This window comes from Parafrankia discariae (genome assembly GCF_000373365.1).
GTDB classification, from domain to species: domain Bacteria; phylum Actinomycetota; class Actinomycetes; order Frankiales; family Frankiaceae; genus Parafrankia; species Parafrankia discariae.
On sequence record NZ_KB891160.1, the window covers coordinates 1 to 3258 of the forward strand.

The window sequence follows — 3258 nt, forward strand, 5'->3', positions numbered from 1 at the left end:
CCCGCATCAAAACCCGCCGCGTCATACAGAAAACCACCCGCCTGCGCGAAATCCCCCGACACCTCCCACCCACGATCCACCGGGAAACCACCGATCGCGTCCACCCCACCCCGCACCAGCCCCCACAGCTCCTCCGGTGAGCCGACCCCACCCGGGAAGCGGCACGCCATCCCCACGACCGCGATCGGCTCGTCGGGTTCCCGCCGGACGGTCGCCACGGGCGCGCCGGCGCCGTCGGTGCCGGTGCCGCCCTCGATCTCGGCGAGCAGGTGGCGGGCGAGCACGTGCGCGTTGGGGTAGTCGAAGACGAGCGTGGCGGGCAGCGTCAGGTCGGTGGCGAACTGGAGCCGGTTGCGCAGCTCGACGGCGGTCAGCGAGTCGAAGCCGAGGTCGCGGAAGGCACGGGCGTGGTCGATCGCACCGGCCGAGGGGAGGCCGAGCACGGCGGCGGCGTTGCCGCGGACGAGTTCGAGCACGAGCTGTTCCCGCTCGCCCCGGCCCAGCCCGGCCAGGCGGCCGGCGAGCGCCGTCCGGTCCGCGCCACCTCCGCCGCCGGTGGCGGAGGCGGTGGCCCGGCGCGGTCCGGTGCGGACCAGCCCGCGCAGGATCGGCGGGAGCAGGTCCGCCTCGGCCGCGGCACGCAACGCCGGGACGTCCAGCGTGATCGGCACGGTGACACCGAGGTCGGCCACCAGCGCGGCGTCGAACAGTGCCAGGCCCTGCGCCGCGTCCAGCGGCAGGACGCCGGCGCGGCGCATCCGCCGCAGGTCGCGCTCGGCCAGGTCGCCGGCCATGCCGGTGTCCGTCCGCCACAGTCCCCAGGCGAGCGACGCCGCCGGCAGGCCCCGCGCCCGGCGGTAGGCGGTGAACGCGTCGAGGAAGGCGTTCGCGGCCGCGTAGTTGCCCTGGCCGGCGGTGCCGAGGATCCCGGCCGCCGAGGAGAACGTGACGAAGGCGGCCAGTGGCCGGTCCGCCGTGACGGCGTGCAGGTTGAGCACCGCGTCGACCTTGGCCCGCAGCACCGGCTCGAGCCGCTCGGCGGTCAGCGAGGTGAGGACCGCGTCGTCGAGCACCCCCGCGCTGTGGAGGACCGCCGTGACGTCGGCCCCGGCGAGGGCGGCGGTGAGCGCCGCGCGGTCGGTGACGTCGCAGGCGAGCAGCCGCGCGGTGGCGCCGGCCGCGGTGAGGTCGCGCAGCAGGTCCGCGGCGCCGGGGGCGTCGGGGCCGCGCCGGCTGAGCAGCAGCAGGTCCCGGACGCCGTACGCGGCGACGAGATGGCGGGCCAACAGCGCGCCGAGCGTTCCGGTGGCCCCGGTGAGCACCACCGTCCCACCGCCGAGACGGCCCGGCCCGGCGGATGCCTCCTCGCCGCCGGACGGCGTCTTCGCGCTGGCGGATGACGGGCTTTCGCCGCCGGACGGCGCGTGGGCGAGCCGGGGCACCAGTGCGCCGTCGGCGCGCAGCGCCACCTGCGGATGCCCGGCGGCGACCGCGGCGGGGACGAGGTCCCGGGCGGCCGGGCCGTCCACGTCGATGACGGTCAGCCGGCCGGGGTGCTCGGACTGCGCGGAGCGGAGCAGCCCCCAGACCGTCGCCCCGGCCAGGCCGGGCACGCCGTCGGCCGGCCCGGCGGCGACCGCCCCCTCGGTCAGCACGACCAGCCGGGTGTCCGCCCAGCGTGGCTCGGTGACGAATTCCTGCAGCACGCGGAGCACCCGCGCCGTGTGCGCCCGCACCAGCTCCGCGTCAGGAATCCCGGCACCGTTCCCGGCTCCGGTGCCGGAGCAGTCCAGCAGGAGGACGTCCGGTGGCTGGTCGACGCCCTCCAGGCCGGCCGCGAGCGGCACCGTGGCCCAACGGGGATCCGGGGCGGCGGGTGCCGGCGCGGTGATCCGGTCCAGGGGGACGGTGGCCCAGTCCAGGGTGTACAGCGACCGGGCGGCGGTGCCGGTCCGGTCGTCGGTGGTGAGCTGCCCGGCGGTGACGGGGCGGACGGTCAGCGCGGCCACGTCGATCACAGGCTGGCCGGTCTCGTCGGTGGCACGCAGCCGCACGGTGCCGGTGCCGTCCGCCGGCGCGAGGCGGACCCGCAGCGCGGAGGCGTCGACGGCGTGCAGGCGAACCCCGGCGAAGACGAACGGCAGCAGCACGCCACCGTCCTCGTCCCGCGCGGGGTGCTCGTCGCCGGGGCTGCGGGTGAGCGTGCCGGCGGCCAGCGCGTGCAGGCTCGCGTCCAGCAGCGCCGGGTGGATGCCGAAGCCCGGCGCCGGCTCAGGGAGGCGCACCTCGGCGAACACCTCGTCGCCACGCCGCCAGACGCGCCGCAGTCCCTGGAAGACCGGGCCGTAGACGAGTCCGGTCTCGGCGAGGGAGGGGTAGAGCCCCGTGATGTCGACCGGCCGTGCTTCCGCCGGCGGCCATGCCTCGTCCGGCGCGGCGTCAGCCGCCGGGGTTCCGGACTGCGGGGTTCCGGACTGCGAGGTTCCGGGCTCCGGGGCGGGCCGCAGGGCGCCGGTGGCGTGCAGGGTCCACAGCGGGTCTCCCCCGACACCCCCGGCACCGTCGACGCCGCCGTCGCGCCGCGAGTACACGGACACGGCGCGCCGCCCGTCCGCCGGGGCCGGCTCCGCGACGGTCACCCGCAGCTGGACGGCGCCGTCCTCGGGGAGGATGAGCGGTGCCCGCAGGATCAGCTCGTCGACGACCGGGGTGCCGGTTTCCTCACCGGCCCGCAGCGCGAGCTCGACGAGGGCGGCCCCGGGCACCAGCGACGTGCCGAGCACGCCGTGGTCGGCGAGCCACGGCTGGTCGGCGAGCGACAGCCGGCCGGTGAAGACGACCGTGTCCGAGTCGGGCAGCGGCACGACCGCGCCCAGCAGCGGATGGCCGGCCTCGGTCAGGCCGGCGCTGCCCAGGTCGGCGGCGGCGCTGCCCGGTGCCAGCCAGTAGTTCTGGTGCTGGAAGGCGTAGGTCGGCAGGTCGGGCAGGCGCCGGGCTCCGGTGCCGGTGCCGGTGAACCAGGCCGGCCAGGCTACCGGGGCGCCCCGCGTCCAGGCCTGGGCGAGCGCGCGCAGCTGCGCGGCGGTGTCGTCCGCGCCGCGACGCAGCGTGCCCCACACCGCCACCGGGCCGGCCTGCGCCGCGACCTGCTCCACCGCCAGGGTCAGCACGGGGTGTGGGCTGACCTCGGTGAAGTGCCGGAACCCCGCCGCCAGCAACCGCTCCGTGGCGGCCGCGAACAGCACCGGCCGGCGCAGG

Annotated in this window: 1 protein-coding gene; it reads right to left on the reverse strand. The window is 77.5% G+C overall.

Going from position 1 to position 3258, the window contains the following annotated elements:
* Positions 1-3258, reverse strand: a 3258-nt coding sequence (locus tag B056_RS35890; RefSeq protein ID WP_035750878.1) for a type I polyketide synthase, incomplete at both ends; no start/stop codon positions are given.